Here is a 17,937-nt window from a genome sequence, read left to right on the forward strand (position 1 = left end):
TTGGCTGGGATTGAAGGGTGTCAGATGTCCTTGCAGAGACGCGCCGCGTCGTAGATGGCGGCGTGGATGTTGCGGCCGGCCACCGCATCGCCGATGCGATGCAGTGTGTAACCGCCATGGCCGTTGGCCTGCACCGGCTGCGGCCGGCCGGCGATCAGGCTGTCGAGATCGGTTTCACCGCGGTTCAGCGACAGGTCCTTCAGATCGAAATAGAGGCCGTCGTTGGGCAGGGTGCCCAGTTCCACCACGATCTGGTCGACCAGCCGTTCCTCTTCCTCGTGGGTGTACTCGTTGCGCAGGACGGCGACGCGGCGGTTGCCCTCCGGGTAGATTTCCACGAGCTGTTGGTTGGTGGTCATCACCACGTTCAGCTTGTACAGCTCGCGCAAGTGGATCGGCTGGTTGGTTGTGCCGACCTCCTCCGCGACCATGCGGTCGGGGGTGGCGATCTCCACCAGGGCGCCGCGCTTGGCCATGAATTCCGCGCAGGAGGCGCCGTGATGCTGGCCGGTGCCGTCATACATCAGGACCGTCCCCGTCGGTTCCACCGTCCCGGTCAGGATGTCCCAGGTCGACACCGCCAGATCGGCGCCCTTAAAGTCGCCGCGGTTGGGACGGCCGCCGGTGGCGAGGATCACCACGTCGGGGTTCTCGGCCTCGACTGCGGCGCGGTCGGCCTCCACCCCCAGCCGGATATCGACGCCCAGCTTGGTGACCTGCTGGGACAGCCAGCGGGTGATGCCGCTCATCGCCTCGCGCCAAGTCGCCTTGGCGGCGATGCCGATCTGGCCACCGGGAGCGGCGTTGCGTTCGAGCAGCACGACCGAATGGCCGCGCTCGGCACAGACACGGGCGGCTTCCAGGCCGCCGGGGCCGCCGCCGACCACCACGACGCGGCGCCTGCGCTCCGCCTTCGGGATCACGTGCGGCATGCTGCGCTCGCGGCCCGTTGCGGCGTTCTGGATGCACAGCGCGTCGCCGCCGACATAGATGCGGTCGATGCAATAGCCGGCGCCGACGCACTGGCGCACGTCGTCGAGCCGTCCTTCCATCAGCTTGCGCACCAGATGCGGGTCGGCGATGTGGGCGCGGGTCATGGCGACCATGTCGACATGGCCCTCCTCCACCGCACGGGCGGCGGTGGCGAGGTCGGTCACGCGCTGGGCGTGGAAGACGGGAATGCCCGCCTCGCGCTTGATACCGCTGGCCAGATGCAGGAAGGGGGCGACCGGGAAGGACATGTTGGGCAGCGAGATGGCATGGGCCAGATGGTCGCGCGCCTGTCCGCCCAGCACGTTGACGAAATCGATCAGCCCGCGTTCGGCATAGGTGCGGGCGATGGCGATACAGTCCTCGTGACTGAGGCCGTCGTCGATCAATTCGTCGCCCGACATGCGCATGCCGATCACGTAATCGTCGCCGACCTCGGCACGGATTGCCTCGAACACCTCGATGCCGAAGCGCATGCGGTTTTCCAGGCTGCCGCCGTATTTGTCGGTACGCCGGTTGACCGAGGGGCTCCAGAACTGGTCGATCAGGTGGCCATGGGCGGCCGACAGCTCGAAGCCGTCCAGCCCGCCTTCCTTGCAGCGGCGGGCGGCGGCGGCATAGCCGGCGATGATCCGCTTGAAGTCGAAATCCTCCATCTCCTTCGGCGTGTTGCGGTGCGCCGGTTCGCGGGCGGCCGAGGCGGAGACGGTGGGCAGCCAGTTTTCGGTATCCCAGCGGGTGCGCCGGCCCATATGGGTCAGCTGGATCATCAGCGCCGCGCCGTGGCGGTGCACCCGGTCGGAGAATTCGCGGAAGAAGGGGATGACGCTGTCGTCGGCGACGGAAATCTGGTTCCACGGCGCCGCCGGGCTATCCACCGCGACGGAGGAGGAACCGCCGAACATCGTCAGGCCGATGCCGCCTTTGGCCTTTTCCTCGTGATAGAGCTGGTAGCGTTCCTTCGGCTTGCCTTCGGATCCGTAGCCCGGCGCGTGGCTCGTGCTCATCACGCGGTTACGGATCGTCAAATGCTTGATCTGCAGAGGCTTCAGAAGGGCTTCGGCGGGTGAGGACATGGCAGGAACGATCCCCAGTATTGAGCCTGCCAAGAATTGACCATCGGCGCCATTGTCGCGTTGCCCCGCGCGACCGGGAATTACCTTTTTGCGACAGGGATGAAAGGGGAGGGCGCTGAACGAAGAAGCATATGATTTTTTTTGGAAAATCGAGAAAGCCGCGCCGCCTCTGAATTCGTTTTCAAAGCGCCCCGTCCCCACCAATCGATAGCGTACGTCACCGTGCTGATCCTCAAATTGGGCTTTCAGCGGGTTGAACGTGATGGATCATCCACCTATTATCGCGATCGCCAGATAATATCCGGGTAATTCAATATGCGTACACGAATAATAAAAATCCCGAGAGCTGTCGGCATTGGGTTTTTTCTGGGCGTTGTCGCTTTGGTGTCTATTTGGTCAGCCGCTTTGGTGCGCACAGAGGGGGGCCAGGAAGCCAAGGTTGGCTTTGACATTCCGACTTATTTCAACCGACTTTCCCGCCAAAAGCCGATTGTGGCGGTGATTGCTGAGAATTCGTTCACTGAACTCACAGACTATGTGATTCCATTTGGAGTGCTTTCCGCATCCGGGACGGCGAGTGTGTTTGCACTTGCTACGCAACAAGGTCCTGTGCAGTTGTTTCCAGCCCTAAAGGTGCAGCCGCAAGCAACGACTGCCCAATTCGATGCCCGTTTCCCTGATGGCGCGGATTTCGTGATTGTTCCCGCAGTTCATCGGGTGGATGACGCAACACTCATCGCTTGGATCCGGTCTCAAGCGGAAAAAGGTGCGACGATTGTTGGAGTTTGCGATGGCGTGTGGGTTGTCGCAAATGCGGGCCTGCTCCGCAGGAAAAGTGCCGTCGGTCACTGGTATTCGATTAACGATCTCAAAGCCAAATTCCCGGGCGTCCATTTTCTGCGGGACAGACGCTATCTTGCCGATGGCAATGTCGTGACCACGACAGGGGTCACGGCCTCCATTCCGGTGTCCATTGCGCTCGTTGAGGCAATCGCAGGCCGAGAACGCGCAACGGAAGTCGCACAACATCTCGGAATCAAGGATTGGGGAGCGTCACATCGCGGTGAAGATTTCAGTCTGACGCTGGCGAGCATCTCGACTGCGGCCATCAACTGGTTGGCGTTCTGGCGGCATGAGGACATTGAGATTCCGGTCGCTCATGGGACGGATGAAATTGCCTTGGCTCTGGCTGCGGATGCCTATTCGCGCACGTATCGCTCCGCCGCCTATGCCCAATCGACGACATCCGAACCGATTACCACGAAGCACGGCTTGGTTGTGATTCCGGACAGGGTGGCTGGTCAGAGTACGGGCAGTCCAACGGTCGAGCTGCCAATCAATCTTCCGGCTGCTTTGATGCTCGACGAAGCTCTCCGTCAGATCGGGAATATCTACGGCGTCGCGACCGCGGATTTTGTCGCGTTGCAGATGGAGTATCCGAAGCCATAAACGCGCGTATGAGAAGGTGGCCAACCAAGTTTCAAACAGGCCGTCAGTCCACCTGTGCAGTGTCCCGGGCGATAGGCTCCGGATCCTCGAACAGGCGGCGGTCGGGCAGAGGGGAGTTGGCGTTGGAGCGCCGGAAGGCTGCAAGGGGGGAGACATGCGGGTCGGCCTCCACATCCGGCCCGGCGGTGCGGCGCACCTCTGATGGCGAAACGCCGAACAGTTCCCGGAACTGGCGGGAGAAGTGGGCGCAGTCGGCGAAGCCGGCCTCGTTCGCGATGGCGGTGACCGACCGCTTAGTGTTGCGCAGCAGCCAGTGGCCGTAGCGCAGGCGCAAGGACCGGTAATAGGTGGCCGGGCTGGTGCCCACCGCCAGCCGGAACAGCCGTTCGAACTGCCGGGTGCTGACATTCAGCCGGTGGACGATTTCCTCCACCGACAGCGGATCGCTGATGTGCTGCTCCATCAGCAGCAGGGCACGGCGGACCCGGTCATTGGTGATCTCCACCACCGTCGGCGGCTGAGGCTGCGACTGGCTGGCGGGACGGGCCTTGTCGATCAGCAGGATGTGCATGGTCTTCTGGGCGGTGGCGCGGCCCAGATGGCGTTCGATCAGGAAAGCGGCCAGATCGGCCACCCCGGCGCCGCCCGAACAGGTGATGCGGTCGCGGTCCACCACATAAAGCTGGTCGGCAACCGGCACCAGATCGGGAAACTCCTCGATGAAATCGCGGTGATGATACCAGCTGACGCAGCAGCGCCGGTTCTTCATCAGGCCGATGCGGCTCAGCACGAAGCTGCCGGTGCACACGCCCACCAGGGTCACGCCATAGGAAGCGGCGGCGCGCAGATAAGCGAGGGTTTCGTCGTCCAGCTGCGGGCCGGCATGCAGCAATCCGCCCACCACGACCACATAGTCGAAGCGGCGGGGATCGGTCAGCGGTTCCCAACGGGCGACGCCGATGCCGCAGCTGGACATCACCGGTTCGGCCCGCGAGCCCATGATGGTCCAGCGGCAGCGGATCTGCCGCGACCGGTCTCCCTCGTCGGCCGCCAGCCGCAGAGCGTCGATGAAGGGGGCCAGCGCCGTCAGGGTGAAATTGTTGGTCAGGATGAACCCGACCGACAAGAGCGCGCGTTCCTCCTGCCGGGGGGCGGGACCGCTACCGCCGAACCGGCGATATTCCACTGTCTTCCCCACCAGGACACCCTCCCAGTCCGACGGCCCCCGTTTGACGGCCCTCTTCCATCCTTCGGAATGCTAGCGTCAGCGGCCTGCCCCCGGAAGACAATTCATTGGCGATGCTTCTAACGTTCCACCACCAGATCGCTGGTGGGACGGCTGCAACAGAGCAAGATCAACCCCTGGTCGATTTCCCGTTTGCGGATGCCGCCGGTGTGGTTCATTTCCACCGTGCCGGAAATCAACTTTGTCTTGCAGGTTCCGCACAGCCCGCGCGAACAGGATGTCGGAACCCGGATGTCGGCCGCCGATGCCGCATCCGCCACGGCCATGTCCGGCAGGCAGGTGAAGACCTTGCCGGTCTTGGCGAATTCGATGCGGAAACCGGCCGATTGCAACGCGTCCTCGATTGGAGCGTTTGGGGCCGGTGCGTCCTGGGGCGGTCCCGCGGCGGCAAGGTCGGCCACCAGCTCTTCGAAGTTGAAGCTCTCCTGATGGTAGCGGCTCATGTCGAAGCCGCCTTCCTCCAGGAAGGCGCGCACCGCCTTCATGAAGGGACCGGGACCGCAGACATAGACTTCCCGATCCATGAAGTCCGGCGCGATCAGGCCCAGCATCGGCAGCGACAGCCGGCCGGTGAAGCCGGCCCAATGAGCCTCGGTGCCGATGCCCTCGCAGACATGGGCGACGCGCAGGCGCCGGCCGGGGCCGGTCAGCGCGTCCAGTTCACGGCGGAAGACGATGTCGGCCGGGGTGCGGGCGGCATGGACGAAGACGATGTCGTGATCCTCGCCGAGATCGTCGAAGGTCCGGGTCATCGACATCAGCGGCGTCACGCCGCTGCCGCCGGACAGGAACAGGAACTTGCGCGGCGTCTCGGACTCGCCGGGAGTGAATTCGCCGAGCGGGCCGACCGCGCGGATTGTGTCGCCCGGCTTCAGGGTGTCGTGCAGCCAGTTCGACACCGGGCCGCCGGGCACGCGCTTGACGGTGATCGAAAGCCGGTGCGGCCGCGCGGCGGAAGAGGAGACGGTGTAGCTGCGGTGAATGGTCTCGCCGCCGATGGGCAGTTCCAGCGTGATGAACTGGCCCGGCCTGAACCGGAACAGGCAGGGGTGCCGCGGTGCGAAGACGAAGGTCTTCACATCGTGCGTTTCGTCCCGTACCGCCCGGCACACCAGCGTGTCGTCGATTTCGGGATCCCAGTTCCGGACCGGAGGCGGACCCGCATCCTGCTGCATCGTCATCTCTCTTCCTGAGCCGTGAAGCCTTGGTCGCGAACGGCGGGCGGTCCCGGCGTTTGGCCGGCCGGGACGCCCCGGCGTCGCGTCATTCGGCGGCGACGCTCACTGCGGCCTGCTTGCCCAGCAGATGCTCGGCCATGCGGCCGACGTACCACTCCGTGAACTTCTCGACGAGCGGCTCGGTGTAGGGCGAGTAGGGGCCCGGCTCGTAGGCGGGGCTGATGGCGCCGTTGTGCGAGATCTCGACCAGATCGGCGTCCTGCTGGTTGGTCGCCTCCCACACCTCCGTCAGGCGGTTCAGGTCGTAATCGACGCCTTCCACCGCGTCCTTGTGGACCAGCCAGCGGGTGCGCAGCAGATTGCGGTCGGGACCGAGCGGGAACACCGAGAAGGTCACGATGTGGTCGCTCATGAAGTGGTTCCAGGAATTCGGCTGGGTCCAGAAGGACAAGGCACCCAGCTTGCGCTCGGCGATCGACCCCAGCAGCTTCTTGGAGGCGCTGCGCGTGTCCTTGGTGTGGGCCTCGCCGGCACCGTCCAGCGGCAGGCGCTCGGCGCGGAAGCCGGTGGTGTCGGTCAGATGATCGATCTCGCGGCTGGGGAAGCCCGATGCCTCCCAGCCAGTATGGCAGGATTTGACCAGAGCATCGTACTTGGCGGCATGTTCCATCCGCTTCGGGTTGGTGCCATCGGGGGCGAAGCCGAAGCCGTATTCGAACAGCGGGATGGTCAGTTCCGGATGGTTGCTGACGCAGTGGTAGCATTCACGATTGTTCTCCATCGTGAGCTTCCAGTTGCCCTTCTCGATCAGGTCGACGGTCTTGGCGATCTTGCAGTTCTTCAGATCGTGCGGAAGGATATAGGGCTCGATGGCCGCTGCCATGCGGTCGATGTCGTCCGGAGCCTCTTCCGCCAGGCAGATGAAGATCAGGCCGCCGACCGAGCGGATGTGGACCTTTTTCAGATTCCGGCACTTGCGGTCGAAATCGTTGCCCATATGCTCGGCGAACAGAAGCTCGCCGTCCTGGCCGTAGGTCCACTGGTGATAGCTGCACACCAGATTGCCGACGGAGGTCTTCTCCTTCAGGACGATGCGCGCGCCGCGGTGGCGGCAGACATTGTGAAAGGCGCGCAGTTCCATGTCGTCGTCGCGCATGACGATGACGGACGTCTTGCCGATGTCCACCACCATCACGTCGCCCGGCTCCGCCACATCCGGTTCCACACCCACATGCAGCCAGTGGCGACCGAAGATGATTTCCATGTCCAGCTTGAAGATTTCATCGCTGGTGTAGAACGGGGCTTCCAGGCTGTACCCCTTTTTTCTGCGCTTCAGCAGGGCTTCAATGGAAATCTCGGACGACATGGCGGTTGACCTTCTGCGGGAGTGGGCCAGCGGGAGTTGGGCAATGCGTTCGTGGATTCGCTTCAACCTTGACCGGGCTGTGATTTTCTCGATTCCACGACACACAGCCTGCCGCCGGCCGCAGCGCGTCGCGTTCTGGATTGCGACATCAACTTTAAAAAGGCCGACAGGACATCCTGTCTTTTTGCGCAGGCCGGGCACGAGGCAATGGTCGGTTTGCGACAGGATGCGAATGTTCGGGAAGGATGGCCGTTCGATCCGGCCAGGAGAATAACCGGCCGGCATCCGGCGACATATAAGAGTTAATCGACCTCGGCAACGTCTTATCGCCACAGGCCAGCCACAGCGTATTTCCTATTTCCATGGCAGATTTTAAAATATCCGGCGGTAAAACCGGCAGCATTCGCCGGGCGGGCAGACGTCGTACGGCGTTGTCGCAAATGCGATACGAACTGCCGCTGTGATGAAGGTTTTTTGCTTTCAAGGCCGGCATTCTTCGTCAATCAGCACTGATGCCAGCAAAGGTTCGCATCGGTTGGAAACAGCTTTCCGTTCAATGCCGGACGGCGGTCGGCCACCCGTTTCCATGGACGCTAACCCGTCACGCGACCGCAATCACCGGTAGGTCGGAGATGACCTGCCGGGCCGTGTGCGCGCGTCCGGTTCAAGTCCCGGCACGGCGGATCGGTCAATCCAAGCGGAAGAACCCAAACAAACAAACGACGCCCAAACAAACAAACGACACGAGGAGGCTTCTTGATGAAAATCTTCGGTAAAGCCTTGGGCATGCTGCTGTCGGCGGCCGTGACGGTCGGTCTGGGGACCGCTGTGACCGCCATCCCGGCGCAGGCCGCGGAGAAGTCGATCAACATCGGTTGGACCGCCTGGTCGGATGCCGAGGCGGTGACGAAGCTCGCCAAAGCGGTGATCGAGGAGCGGTTCGGCTACAAGGTCGAACTGACCATGGCCGACATCGGCATCCAGTATCAGGGCATCGCCAGCGGCAAGCTGGACGCCATGCTGATGTCGTGGCAGCCGCTGACCCACAAGCCCTATCTCGACAAGGTCGGCAAGGACATCGTCGATCTCGGCCCGCTCTACACCCGCGCCCGCCTGGGCTGGGTGGTGCCGGACTACATCCCCGTCGATCAGGTCAAGACCATCGAGGATCTGAAGAAGCCGGAGGTGCAGAAGCAGCTCGGCGGCAAGATCCAGGGCATCGATCCGGGATCGGGGTTGATGCAGGCGTCGGAAAAGGCGCTGAAGACCTACGATCTGAAGGGAATGCAGCTGGTGTCGGCCAGCGATGCCGCGATGCTCGCCGCTCTGGAGCGCGCCATGAAGCGCAACGAGTGGATCGTCGTGACCAGCTGGAGCCCGCACTGGATGTTCGCCAACTGGAAGCTGCGCTATCTGGAGGATCCGAAGGGCGCGCTCGGCGGGCTGGAAAGCGTGAACGCCGTGGTCCGGAAGGGCTTCTACCAGGATCACCCGGAAATCTACGAGTTCCTGAACCGGATGGTTCTGCCCATCGGCGATCTGGAGGCGATGATGCAGGAAGCCCGCCAGACCAGCTATGAGAAGGCGGTCGACAATTACATCAAGAACAACAAGACCCGGATCGATTACTGGGTCACCGGCAAGCTCTGATCCGTAGCCGGGCACCCTTTCCCGCACCATTCCCGGCACTGTCGATGGAGGCGGTCCGTTCTCAACGCGCAAACGCGTGACGGACGGCCGTCTCCAGCCATTCCCGTTTTCAGTCCATTCATGATCGGGAGCGCCGATGAACTCGCCAGATCACCTGCAAGGCACCGTGCCGGCCGGCATCGGGATGTTGTCGGTTACGGGATTGTGCAAGCTGTACGGCGGCAATGCCGCCCGCGCCTTGACCATGCTGCATGCCGCGAGGGAGCACGCCGACATCCGGCGGGAAACCGGTACGGCGGTGGCGGTCGCCGATGTTTCGTTCGGTCTTGCGGCCGGCGAAATTCTTGCGATTCTCGGGCGGTCCAATTCGGGCAAATCCACCCTGATCCGCATGGTGAACCGTCTGATCGAACCGACCGCGGGCATCGTGTGCCTGAACGGGCGCGACATGGCGGCGATGAAGCCGGCCGAACTGGTGGCCGCCCGCCGCGACGCCATGGCGATGACCTTCGGCGCTGTCGCGCTGATGCCCAACCGCACTGTCCTGGAAAATCTGGCGTTCGGGCTGGAGATCGCCGGCTTGCGCCGGCGTGAGCGTCAGGACCGCGCCCTGGCCGTGCTGACGCGCATGGGGCTGGCCCATCTGGCCGACCGGCGTCCGCCTGAAATTCCGTCCGAGGCGCGGCTGCGGATCGGGCTGGCGCGGTCCCTGATCGGCGATCCACCGTTGCTGCTGATGGATGCTCCCTTCGCCGGGGTCGATCCCGTCCTTCGGCTGGAGCTTGAAGCGGAACTCCTCGACTGGCAGCGGGCGCATCGGGCGGCCGTGCTGTTCACCACGCAGGACCCGGACGAGGCGATGCGGATCGCGGACCGGATCGCCTTCATGGAGAACGGACGGATCACACAGGTCGGCACCCTGGATGAGATTCTGGAAACCCCCGTGAACGACCATGTTCGGTCCGCCTTCCAGGATATCGCGGCACGGCGGCGCGAGCGCCAGCGTTCCATCCAGTTGGAGGCGCTGATTTCACATTTCGAACGGACGGCGATGGAGGGGCTGGACACGGTGGATTCGTCGGCGGGAGCGCTCGACGGCACCGCAAGACAGCTGACCGGCATCATCGACCGCACCAACGAGCAGGCCGGCGAGACCGTGGTGGCGGCGGAGCAGATCGCAAGCAACGTCCAGTCCGTTGCTGCTTTGGCCGATGAGACCTTCCGGTCGTTGGGGGAAATCCGCCTCCGCATCGACGATTCCACCCGCATCGCCCTGTCGGCGGTCGAGGAGGCCCGCAAGGCCGACCAGTCGGTGCACAGCCTGCGGCAGTCGGCTGACGGCATCGGCAACGTCGTGCGCATCATCGACGAGATCACCGGACAGACCAATCTCCTGGCGCTGAATGCGACCATCGAAGCCGCCCGCGCCGGCGAGGCCGGCAAGGGCTTCGCCGTGGTGGCGCAGGAGGTGCGCCAGCTGGCCAGCCAGACGGCCAAGGCGACGCAGGATGTCTCGCTCCGCATCCAGGCGATGCAGGACGCGACCGGCAACGCCGCCCAGGCCTTGCAGAGCATCACCGCCGTGATCGAGGAGATCAGCACGATCTCGCTGGCCATCGCCAAGTCGATGGAGGCGCAGGCCGCCGCCTCGGCCACCATCCATGCCAGCATCGACCAGGCGGCATCCGGGGCGGGCGTGGTCGCGCGCAACGCCCGGCATGTCACCGGCGGCGCCCGCGACACCGAGAGCGCCACACGCCACGTCCTGTCCGCCGCTGCCGACCTCGCCGGTCAGACCGTACGGCTGCGCGGCAGCATCGAACAGTTGCTGGACGGCATCCGCACCGGATGACCGGCCCCACCACCCTTTCTCAAGAGAGCAGAAATCCCATGAGCAATCCGCTGTTCCGTGTCGGCGAGGCCACCGTTTTCGCCAAGGAAGGCCAGTTCACCGACGCCATGCCGGAAATCGTGATCGGCACGGTCGACGGTCCGGCCGGCCATGCATTCGCCACCATGATGGGGCAGACCGCCGGCCACACCCGCATGTTCGCGGTGCGGGATTGCAACCAGATGGTTCGCCCGGCCACCATGATGGTGTCCAAGGTGACAATGAAGTCCAGCGCCTATGTCGACCTGTTCGGCGGCGTCGTCCAGGCCGCCACCGCCGATGCGGTGCTGGACTGCGTCATCGACGGCCTTCTGCCGCGCGACGGGATCAACGACCTGTGCATTCTGGTGATGGTGTGGATCGATCCCCGCTGTGCCACCGATGCGAATCTCGACCGTGCCGATCTCTATCGCACCAATTACGAGGCGACCAAGATCGCCATCGGCCGGGCGATGCGCAACGAACCCACCATCGACGAGCTGATCGAGAACCGGCACAAGGTTCGCCACTTCATGCTGGATGCGCAGGAGTGAGCGTCAGCCCAAGGGCGGCAGCCATGCGCCGGCTCTTTGGGATCGGGTCTTCGACTACCGGTCCCAATTGCTGATGATGGCGTCGATGGTGCCGTCCTTCTTGAGTTTTTCATAGGCTGCACGCAACCGTTCGGCCTTATCCGCCCGAGCCTTCGGCACCGAGATGTAGCGCGGCACCATTGCCAGAGGCTTGGGCAGGATTTTGACCGACGCGGTACGGCCTTCGCTGTCGGCCAGATATTTCAGCACCTGCAAATCGCCGGCGATGGCATCGACACGGCCGAGAAGCAGGCGCCGGAACGAGACGACGCTGCTGCTGCTGGGGATCCTCTCGAAGAGATGCGACTTGTCGAACTCGGGTGTGTATTCGAAGCCTTCGACGACGCCGACCCGCAGCCCCCGCAAATCCTCGATGGTCGAGTAGCCGATGTCCGAATTGCTGCGGACCATCAGAACGGTTGCGCCGACCCGGTAAGGTCCGATCAGATGGCCGCGATCCAGACGGCGGGGCGAGGTGAAGAACTGGAAAGCGACATCCACCTCGTTCTCGTCGTGGGCGCGCACCACCTCCGGCCAGGTCATCGGGCGGTGAACCGGATACACGCCGATTTCCTTCAGCATCGCTTCGACGATCTCGGTGTCCATTCCCGTTCGCTTGCCCCGCAACGTAAAATTATAGGGCGGGAAGAAATCCTCGGAAGCGACGAGCCAGTTCTCGGCGCGGGCCGGGGCCGCGGTGAAAATCAGCGCGGCAGTCAGCAGCGTCGCGATGCATCCCATGACAGTGCCCAGCACCCTCATGATCGGCGCCGTCCGCTTCGCTGGATGAAGAATACTGGAAACAGGAACCATCGATCTCGCCAACATGCCGGAGTTTTGGGAGCTGCACGCTTCATGGGTGAAGCAGCATCTCCGTCTCCGGCGAGTGGTACATCGACAGCTTCGGGTTGGGGAAGGGATCTTATCGACGGTCGTGCCGCCCCCCGTCGCCCCGGGGCCTTCAAAGCCTCGACGGTTCTGCGTCGGGTGCTTCCTCCCCGATGTCGTTTCCGGACTTTTCCATGCCCGGCGTCACGCCGTCCAAAGGCCCCGGGATCGGTGCCTGGGGAAGGAAGGGGAGGCGCTGCTCCAATGGCACAGGGGGGCGGACCGTCATCCGCCAGAGCGCGAACGCCAGCGCAATCCCGGCGACCAGGGCCGTGAACAGGAACAACCCATCCTGCTCGAACACCGCCATCACCAGCGAGGCCAGGAAGGGGCCGGCGATGGCGCCCATCGAGAAGCCCAGCACCATGCCGCCGCTGGCCGGCACCATTTCGGCCGGCGTCAGGAAGTCGTTGGTGTGTGAGACACAGATCGGATAGATCGCGAAGATGATCCCGCCGAACAGGGAGATGCCGGCCAGCAGCGGGCCGAACCCGCCCTGCGGCAGCATCGTCATGCCGATGCTGATGACGGCCAGGGCTGCGAACAGGCCGACCACGACCAGCCGCCGGTCGATAAGGTCCGAAAGCTTGCCGAAGGGCCATTGAAGGAGCATGCCGCCGATGATGGCGGCGCTGATGAAGGTCGCGGATTGGCCCAGATCGTAGCCGAGATGCCGAACATAGACCGGACCCAGCCCATAGAAGGCGCCGACGACCAGCCCGCTGATCACCGTGCCGGCAAATCCCAGCGGACTGGCGCGGTAGAGATGGCCGATCCTGATGGACTCCAGCTTCTGCAACAGGGGCGGGGCCGTGCGGCTCAGCGCGACCGGGACGAGGGCGAGCGAGACCAGGATCGACACGATGACGAACTGCTTGAAGCCGTGCGGATCGTCGATGACCATCAGATACTGGCCGACCCCTTGCGCGCCATAGAGCGCGATCATATAGAGGGCCAGGATTTGCCCGCGCGTGGCCGAGGTGGCGCTCTGGTTCAGCCAGCTTTCGATGCAGACGAACAGGCCGGCCATGCAGCAGCCCTCCACGAGGCGAAGGGCGATCCAGGCCGCGGGATCGGACCCCAGCGTGTGGCCCAGCGTCGCTGCGACCAGAACCGTGGCGGAGGCGCTGAAGGCGCGGATGTGGCCGACCTGCCCGACCAGCCGGAACGCCTGCGTCGAGCCGACCGTCACCCCCAGATAATAGGCGGCGGTCAGGGCGCCGAGCAGGATGGGCGATGCGCCGGCGGCATCCAGCCGAACGCTGACGATGGTCGTCAGCGCTCCCGTACCCCCCATCATCAGGAACACCGCGAGAAGCAGCGGGACGATCGGTTGGATGAGTGACATCGCTTGATCCGCCGGAGGGGGAGAAATGCCCGCATGTCGGAGCCTGACAGTCCCGACAAGGCGGGAACAGCGGCCTTATAGCCGGGTGTCGCCGTTGTGGACACTGGCAAGAAAAGCTTCGACGGTGGCGAGTGCCATACGTTCATCCTCGATCACGACATGCCGGCGCAACTCCTGCACCGCGGCGGCGACGCCGCCCGATGCGAAAGCGCGGCGGATCGCCTGGGTGGCGTTTTCGTCGATGAGTTGCAAGATCGCTAGCCTCCTTCGTATTACCGCAGGACGATTGCGCGATGGTCGTGGAGCATGACGCGCGCTTCGATGTGCAGACGGATGGCGCGGGCCAGGACGACGCTTTCGACATCGCGGCCGATTGCGACCAGATCGTCGGGCGACATCGAGTGATCGACGCGCGCCACCTCCTGTTCGATGATCGGTCCTTCGTCGAGGTCGTCGGTGACGTAGTGCGCCGTGGCGCCGATCAGCTTCACGCCGCGCTTGTAGGCTTGGTGATAGGGCTTGGCCCCCTTGAAGCTGGGCAGGAAGCTGTGGTGGATGTTGATGACCCGCCCGGCCATCCGCGTGCAGAGCTCCTGCGAGAGAACCTGCATGTAGCGGGCGAGCACGACGAGTTCCACGTCGTTCGTTTCCACGATCTCCATCAGGCGGAGTTCCTGCTCCCGCTTGTTGCCGGGAGAAACCGGGAGATGGTGGTAGGGGATGCCGTGCGATTCGACCTGGGACCGGAAGGCGTCGTGGTTGGAGACGACGCCGACGATGTCGATCGGCAGCGCCCCGATGCTGTGGCGGTACAGAAGATCGTTCAGGCAATGGCCGAACTTCGACACCATGATCAGGATCTTCGGCCGTCGCCGGGCATCCCGCAGCGTCAGGGTCATCCCGAAGCGCCCGACGATGGGTTGCAGGTCTTCGATGAGGGCGGCTTCACTGTGGATCGATTCCGGAGCGTCGAAGGCCATCCGCAGGAAGAAATGCTCGCCGTCGTGATCGACGAATTGCGCGCTTTCGATGATGTCGCAGTCACGGTCGGACAGATAGGTGGAGATGGCGGAGATGATCCCCGGCCGGCTCAGGCAACTGACGTTCATATAGAAGAGGTTGTGATTGGGACGCATCGCAGATCTCTCGCCTAAGGATTTGGCCGGGGGAGGACTGGTCAGGCGATGTCGACGATGATCGGCTCATAGCCGAGCCGGCCCAGGAAGGCCGACAGGTCGTCAGGATGCATCGACAGCGTCGCGCGGTTCGTCATCGGGTGGAAATTGACGGTGTCGCCGGCCAGGACGCGGCGTTCCAGCACCAGACGGACGCGATGTTCCTTGTCCGCCACCAATGCCAGCGGGCTGACCCCGCCCGGTTCGATGGACAGGACCTGCTCCAGAGTGACCGGCGAGGCGAAGGACAGCTTGGCCGAGCCGATGACCGGCGCCAGCTCCTTCATGTTCACCGACTGGTCATGCGGCAGCACCACCAGCCACAGCACGCCCTTGGCATCCTTCAGAAGCAGGTTCTTGGTGTGCACGCCGGGAACGCTGCGCCAATGCTCCTCCGCATCGGCGACGGTGCGCACCGGCGGATGGGCGTGCAGGCGCATCGGCGCCGACGCCAGGGCGAGTTCCCGGCACAGCTCTTCGGGAATGCCGGCCTCACGCCAGTGCATCTGCAGGGTGTCGTTGTCGTCGAGCATGGTCGCCATCCTTGTTGAGTCCGGCAGGCCGCGGAAGGCGGAATGCCGCAGTGCGGGTCGAGGGCACCGTGGATGGTTGCGCGCCCGACCGTTCCGTTGGACGCAGCATGGCGAAAGGATCCACCCGCCGATTGTACGGGTGCGTCACCGGCGTTGAACGGAGCGGCCGTGGCAAAGTCCCTGCCGGAGTCTCAGCCCTTGCGGAAGACGGACGGCGTCATGCCGCGCCGTTCCTTGAAGGCGCGGACGAAGTGCGAGGAATCGCAGAAACCGACGGCGGCGGCGACCTCCGTCACCGACTGCTCGGTGTTGCGCAGCAGGAATTCGGCATGCTCCAGCCGCATGATCCGGTAGGCCTCGGTCGGCGTCATGCCCAGTGCGTTCTGGAAATGCCGCTCCATCTGGCGCCGGGCCGCCCCCAGCCGGCGGGCCATCTCCGCCACCGACAATGGCACGTCGATGTTCTGCTGCATCAGCAGCAGCGCCTTCCGCACCACCTCGTCATTGGTGGAGAAGTCGAGCGGGATGCCCGGCTGCGGCTTCTCCCCGCGCAGGGCGTCGTCGATGATCATGATGTGCAGGCTTTTGCGCGCCTGGGCCCGCCCGACATGCTTTTCCACGAGATGGGCCGCGAGATGGGCCGAGCTGGTGCCGCCCGAACAGGTCAGCCGGTCGCGGTCGACGATGAAGATCTGATCCGACACCGGCGTGATGCCGTCGAACTGTTCCAGGAAGTCGGCATGGTGGAACCAGCTGATGCAGCAGCGGTAGCCGTCCATCAGCCCGGCCCGCTGCAAAATGAAGGCGCCGGTGCAGACGCCGACCAGCGGGATTCCCGCTGCCGCCGCCTGACGGAGATAGCGGATGTAGTCGGGGCTGAGGTTGGAGATTTCGTCGATCAGTCCGCCGATCACGACGATGTAGTCGAACTTTGCCGGGTCGCCTAACCGCTCGGTCGGTTGCATCAGCATGCCGCAGCTCGACGCCACCGGCCGCATCTGGTCCGAGAGCACTGCCCACTCGCACAGGATCGGCCGGCTGCGGTCGCCCTCGTCGGCGGCGAGCCGCAGCACGTCGACGAAATTGGCGAAGGCACACAGCGTGAAGCGGTGGGCGAGGACGAAGCCGACGGACAGGCGCGGTGCGGCGGGGCGATCCTGAAACCGGCCCGGCTTGGTGGCGTTTGTCCTGGCAATGACTGTCATGTGACCTCCGGCGGACGCACCGTCGCACAGGTGACATTAAACTGACGCATCCATTCTGTCCAACGAAGGGTCGCCTCCCGATACTGTCAGCACATTGAACTTCGCGGTGCTGCCATGACCCGCTTCTCATTTTCCTCGCTGTTGACCAACGCGCTGACCGGCAACAAGAACTGGCAGCCCCAATGGCCCGATGCGGAACCGAAATCCGAATATGACGTCGTGATCGTCGGCGCGGGCGGGCACGGTCTGGGTGCGGCCTATTATCTCGCCAAGGAACACGGCATCACCAACGTCGCGGTGGTGGAGAAGGGGTGGCTCGGCGGCGGCAACACCGGCCGAAACACCACCATCATCCGCTCCAACTACCTGTACGACGAAAGTGCCCGGCTCTACGAGCATGCGGTGAAGCTGTGGGAAGGGCTGAGCCAGGAACTGAATTATAACGTCATGTTCTCGCAGCGCGGCGTGATGATGCTGGCGCACACGGTGCATGACATCCAGAGCTTCAAGCGCCACATCCACTCCAACCGCCTGAATGGCATCGACAACGAGTGGCTGACGCCTGAGCAGGCCAAGGAATACTGCCCGCCGCTGAACATCGCCGCTAACGCGCGTTATCCGGTGATGGGGGCCGCGTTGCAGCGGCGCGGCGGCACCGCCCGCCACGATGCGGTTGCCTGGGGCTATGCGCGGGCCGCCTCGGCGCGCGGGGTCGACATCATCCAGAACTGCCCGGTGACCGCCATCCGCCGCGATGCCTCCGGCCGCGTCACCGGCGTCGAGACGGCCCGCGGCTTCATCAAGGCCAAGAAGGTCGCGGTGTCGGCCGCAGGCAACACCTCGGTGGTGATGGACACCGCCGGCGTCCGGCTGCCGCTGGAAAGCTATCCGTTGCAGGCGCTGGTGTCGGAGCCGATCAAGCCGGCCTTCCCTTGCGTGGTGATGTCCAACACGGTGCATGCCTACATCAGCCAGTCAGACAAGGGCGAACTGGTCATCGGATCCGGCACCGATCAGTACACCTCCTACAGCCAGCGCGGCGGTCTGCCGCTGATCGAGCACACCGTCGCGGCGATCTGCGAGGTGTTCCCGATCTTCAACCGCATGCGCATGCTGCGCAAATGGGGCGGCATCGTCGACGTCACGCCCGACCGCTCGCCGATCATCGGCAAGACGCCGGTGCCGGGGCTCTACGTCAATTGCGGCTGGGGCACCGGCGGCTTCAAGGCGACGCCGGGCTCCGCCAACGTCTTCGCCCACACCATCGCCCGCGACGAGCCGCACCCGATCAACGCGCCCTTCACGCTGGAGCGCTTCAAGACCGGGCGGCTGATCGACGAGGCTGCCGCCGCCGCCGTCGCGCATTGAGG

At 64.2% G+C, this 17,937-nt stretch carries 15 protein-coding genes; 5 read left to right on the forward strand and 10 right to left on the reverse strand.

From position 1 onward, the window contains the following. Positions 1 to 20: 20 nt before the first annotated feature. Entirely contained in the window at positions 21 to 2,066 is a 2,046-nt protein-coding gene (locus GBZ48_RS00575; RefSeq protein ID WP_174469201.1) for an NADH:flavin oxidoreductase, read from the reverse strand. Between the two features lie 315 nt (positions 2,067 to 2,381). Here GBZ48_RS00575 and GBZ48_RS00580 point away from each other — a divergent pair, with 315 nt between their 5' ends. Then, positions 2,382 to 3,515 (forward strand): DJ-1/PfpI family protein, encoded by a 1,134-nt coding sequence (locus GBZ48_RS00580; RefSeq protein WP_174469202.1) that lies wholly within the window; start codon positions 2,382 to 2,384, stop codon positions 3,513 to 3,515. Between the two features lie 43 nt (positions 3,516 to 3,558). Here GBZ48_RS00580 and GBZ48_RS00585 read toward each other — a convergent pair whose 3' ends face one another. From GBZ48_RS00585 to GBZ48_RS00595, 3 genes are all read right to left on the reverse strand, one after another. Next, the gene (locus GBZ48_RS00585) at positions 3,559 to 4,713 is read right to left on the reverse strand and encodes a helix-turn-helix domain-containing protein (protein ID WP_209798181.1); all 1,155 of its coding nucleotides are present in this window, start codon (positions 4,711 to 4,713) and stop codon (positions 3,559 to 3,561) included. Between the two features lie 107 nt (positions 4,714 to 4,820). Next, positions 4,821 to 5,942: an FAD-binding oxidoreductase gene (locus GBZ48_RS00590; protein WP_246306895.1), complete on the reverse strand. Its 1,122-nt coding sequence runs from the start codon at positions 5,940 to 5,942 to the stop codon at positions 4,821 to 4,823. 82 nt (positions 5,943 to 6,024) lie between these two features. Then, entirely contained in the window at positions 6,025 to 7,305 is a 1,281-nt protein-coding gene (locus GBZ48_RS00595) for an aromatic ring-hydroxylating oxygenase subunit alpha (RefSeq protein ID WP_174469203.1), read from the reverse strand. A 759-nt stretch (positions 7,306 to 8,064) separates the two neighbouring features. Here GBZ48_RS00595 and GBZ48_RS00600 point away from each other — a divergent pair. From GBZ48_RS00600 to fae, 3 genes are all read left to right on the forward strand, one after another. Then, positions 8,065 to 8,955 carry a glycine betaine ABC transporter substrate-binding protein gene (locus GBZ48_RS00600; RefSeq protein WP_174469204.1) on the forward strand — a complete coding sequence of 297 codons (891 nt, stop codon included), beginning with the start codon at positions 8,065 to 8,067 and terminating at the stop codon, positions 8,953 to 8,955. Positions 8,956 to 9,091: 136 nt separating this feature from the next. Continuing rightward, positions 9,092 to 10,807, forward strand: coding sequence for a methyl-accepting chemotaxis protein (locus GBZ48_RS00605; RefSeq protein ID WP_246306896.1), 1,716 nt, complete (start codon positions 9,092 to 9,094; stop codon positions 10,805 to 10,807). Between the two features lie 38 nt (positions 10,808 to 10,845). Further along, complete coding sequence (gene fae / locus GBZ48_RS00610; RefSeq protein WP_174469205.1) at positions 10,846 to 11,379, forward strand: formaldehyde-activating enzyme; 534 nt, start codon at positions 10,846 to 10,848, stop codon at positions 11,377 to 11,379. A 54-nt stretch (positions 11,380 to 11,433) separates the two neighbouring features. On the opposite strand, the gene GBZ48_RS00615 is transcribed toward fae, so the two are convergent. The 6 genes from GBZ48_RS00615 to GBZ48_RS00640 all read right to left on the reverse strand — a co-directional run bounded on the left by GBZ48_RS00615 (position 11,434) and on the right by GBZ48_RS00640 (position 16,567). Then, positions 11,434 to 12,180, reverse strand: a complete 747-nt coding sequence (locus tag GBZ48_RS00615) for a substrate-binding periplasmic protein (protein ID WP_174469206.1) — start codon at positions 12,178 to 12,180, stop codon at positions 11,434 to 11,436. A gap of 199 nt (positions 12,181 to 12,379) precedes the next feature. Beyond that, positions 12,380 to 13,654, reverse strand: coding sequence for an MFS transporter (locus GBZ48_RS00620; RefSeq protein ID WP_174469207.1), 1,275 nt, complete (start codon positions 13,652 to 13,654; stop codon positions 12,380 to 12,382). A gap of 75 nt (positions 13,655 to 13,729) precedes the next feature. Beyond that, the gene (locus GBZ48_RS00625) at positions 13,730 to 13,906 is read right to left on the reverse strand and encodes a hypothetical protein (RefSeq protein ID WP_174469208.1); all 177 of its coding nucleotides are present in this window, start codon (positions 13,904 to 13,906) and stop codon (positions 13,730 to 13,732) included. A 20-nt stretch (positions 13,907 to 13,926) separates the two neighbouring features. Then, positions 13,927 to 14,790, reverse strand: a complete 864-nt coding sequence (gene purU / locus GBZ48_RS00630) for a formyltetrahydrofolate deformylase (RefSeq protein ID WP_174469209.1) — start codon at positions 14,788 to 14,790, stop codon at positions 13,927 to 13,929. Positions 14,791 to 14,831: 41 nt separating this feature from the next. Next, positions 14,832 to 15,362 carry a prolyl-tRNA synthetase associated domain-containing protein gene (locus GBZ48_RS00635; protein WP_174469210.1) on the reverse strand — a complete coding sequence of 177 codons (531 nt, stop codon included), beginning with the start codon at positions 15,360 to 15,362 and terminating at the stop codon, positions 14,832 to 14,834. 191 nt (positions 15,363 to 15,553) lie between these two features. Continuing rightward, positions 15,554 to 16,567, reverse strand: a complete 1,014-nt coding sequence (locus tag GBZ48_RS00640; RefSeq protein ID WP_174469211.1) for a GlxA family transcriptional regulator — start codon at positions 16,565 to 16,567, stop codon at positions 15,554 to 15,556. A gap of 114 nt (positions 16,568 to 16,681) precedes the next feature. Between GBZ48_RS00640 and GBZ48_RS00645 the strand changes: the two genes are divergently transcribed. After that, positions 16,682 to 17,935 (forward strand): sarcosine oxidase subunit beta family protein, encoded by a 1,254-nt coding sequence (locus GBZ48_RS00645; protein WP_109085702.1) that lies wholly within the window; start codon positions 16,682 to 16,684, stop codon positions 17,933 to 17,935. The last annotated feature ends 2 nt before the right edge of the window (positions 17,936 to 17,937 follow it).

It is taken from the genome of Azospirillum melinis, assembly GCF_013340935.1.
GTDB lineage: Bacteria > Pseudomonadota > Alphaproteobacteria > Azospirillales > Azospirillaceae > Azospirillum > Azospirillum melinis.

Coding starts and splice junctions, on each gene's coding strand:
- GBZ48_RS00595 (WP_174469203.1), bottom strand. CDS start 7,305: ATGTCGTCCGAGATTTCCATTGAAGCCCTGCTGAAGCGCAGAAAAAAG.
- GBZ48_RS00635 (WP_174469210.1), bottom strand. CDS start 15,362: ATGCTCGACGACAACGACACCCTGCAGATGCACTGGCGTGAGGCCGGC.
- GBZ48_RS00590 (WP_246306895.1), bottom strand. CDS start 5,942: ATGACGATGCAGCAGGATGCGGGTCCGCCTCCGGTCCGGAACTGGGAT.
- GBZ48_RS00605 (WP_246306896.1), top strand. CDS start 9,092: ATGAACTCGCCAGATCACCTGCAAGGCACCGTGCCGGCCGGCATCGGG.
- GBZ48_RS00620 (WP_174469207.1), bottom strand. CDS start 13,654: ATGTCACTCATCCAACCGATCGTCCCGCTGCTTCTCGCGGTGTTCCTG.
- GBZ48_RS00600 (WP_174469204.1), top strand. CDS start 8,065: ATGAAAATCTTCGGTAAAGCCTTGGGCATGCTGCTGTCGGCGGCCGTG.
- GBZ48_RS00640 (WP_174469211.1), bottom strand. CDS start 16,567: ATGACAGTCATTGCCAGGACAAACGCCACCAAGCCGGGCCGGTTTCAG.
- purU (WP_174469209.1), bottom strand. CDS start 14,790: ATGCGTCCCAATCACAACCTCTTCTATATGAACGTCAGTTGCCTGAGC.
- GBZ48_RS00645 (WP_109085702.1), top strand. CDS start 16,682: ATGACCCGCTTCTCATTTTCCTCGCTGTTGACCAACGCGCTGACCGGC.
- GBZ48_RS00580 (WP_174469202.1), top strand. CDS start 2,382: ATGCGTACACGAATAATAAAAATCCCGAGAGCTGTCGGCATTGGGTTT.
- GBZ48_RS00615 (WP_174469206.1), bottom strand. CDS start 12,180: ATGAGGGTGCTGGGCACTGTCATGGGATGCATCGCGACGCTGCTGACT.
- fae (WP_174469205.1), top strand. CDS start 10,846: ATGAGCAATCCGCTGTTCCGTGTCGGCGAGGCCACCGTTTTCGCCAAG.
- GBZ48_RS00575 (WP_174469201.1), bottom strand. CDS start 2,066: ATGTCCTCACCCGCCGAAGCCCTTCTGAAGCCTCTGCAGATCAAGCAT.